Origin of the sequence: Vulcanisaeta sp. (assembly GCF_049966235.1) — an archaeon.
Lineage (GTDB): Archaea > Thermoproteota > Thermoprotei > Thermoproteales > Thermocladiaceae > Vulcanisaeta > Vulcanisaeta moutnovskia.
In genome coordinates this window covers 1-1,070 of record NZ_JBMFVA010000062.1, presented here as the reverse complement: position 1 = coordinate 1,070, position 1,070 = coordinate 1, and the positions used below count along the sequence as shown (strand labels likewise).

Genomic DNA, 1,070 nt, shown 5'->3' with positions numbered 1-1,070 from the left:
TCTATTTAATTCTTTCTGGTAAAATGGGAAGGTTTTTAAAGAATCCATGCATTGAGTTGTTTAATTGGCTATGGCTCAGGTTGGTAAGCCGAGGATTTGCTGGGGTGTTAAGAGGGGTAGGAGGTTTGTTTGTGGTGAGTTGGTTACGGATGAAGCCATTATTAAGGAGGTCAAGGGGTTAATCAATGGGTTGAAGGAAAGGATTGAGGTGCATAGGGGCAAGCTCGAGAACGTCTCGTTCATTGACGAGTTGATTAATCTATTCGAGCAGTGGCTTGAGGAGCATAAAAACGATAGGGGTAGGAGGGTTAGGGAGGCCAGGAAAATCGCTAGGGAGATGATTAAGCTGTTGAGGAAGCTGAGGAGGAGGTGGGTCGAAACTTATTGGAGGCAATTGCTCGAGTTGATGGATTTACTCGAGAAAAATGCCATTGACATAGTAGTGACTGGCGAGCATAACAGCGAGAAGTCGCTGATGGTGCACCTATACAACAGAGACGTGGCTATTGTAGTGAGTAAAGTCGCTAAGAGAGGAGGTATCACGATAAACTTATCGCTGTCCAAGCTCGAGGGAGACGACATCAAGATAGCCAATACGTTCAGCGATGAGGAGCTACTGAAGGCCGTCCAACGTGGTTGGGAATTAACGGATGGAGGCGTTATAAATGGCCACCCAGCAATGGGTACCACGCAGCCATGGCAAGTGGTTCTGTGGGCGCTGTGTTATCCAGGTAGAATCCACATGCTCATAGATGGCATATACATAAATGGGGATGGCGCATCAATTATGTGGCAGTTAGTCGCTAAGGATTATGGGGCGAGGTTGAAGGAGGAGGTGGCTAAGGATGTTAAGAACTTTGACGAGGATAGGCTCAGGGTATTCCTGGCTCCTGCGATATGGGGCGATGGTGAGGTAAACGTTAGTAGGAGGTACGTGAGGTTGATAATGGGCCTCGCTAAATATGAGTTGTGGTTCGGCATAATCGAGAGGTTGATAAATGAGCTCGGCTTCACGATACGTCTAAGGGAGTACAATGTCGAGGTTGAAGTTTGGTCTAGCAAGGCCGTTA

1 protein-coding gene is annotated in these 1,070 nt (G+C 47.3%); it reads left to right on the top strand.

Annotation, left to right across the window (positions count from 1 at the left end; translation table 11 throughout):
• Window positions 1-70: 70 nt before the first annotated feature.
• Window positions 71-1,070, top strand: a 1,000-nt coding sequence (locus tag ACP5L5_RS11705; RefSeq protein ID WP_428764005.1) for a hypothetical protein, incomplete at its 3' end; no start/stop codon positions are given.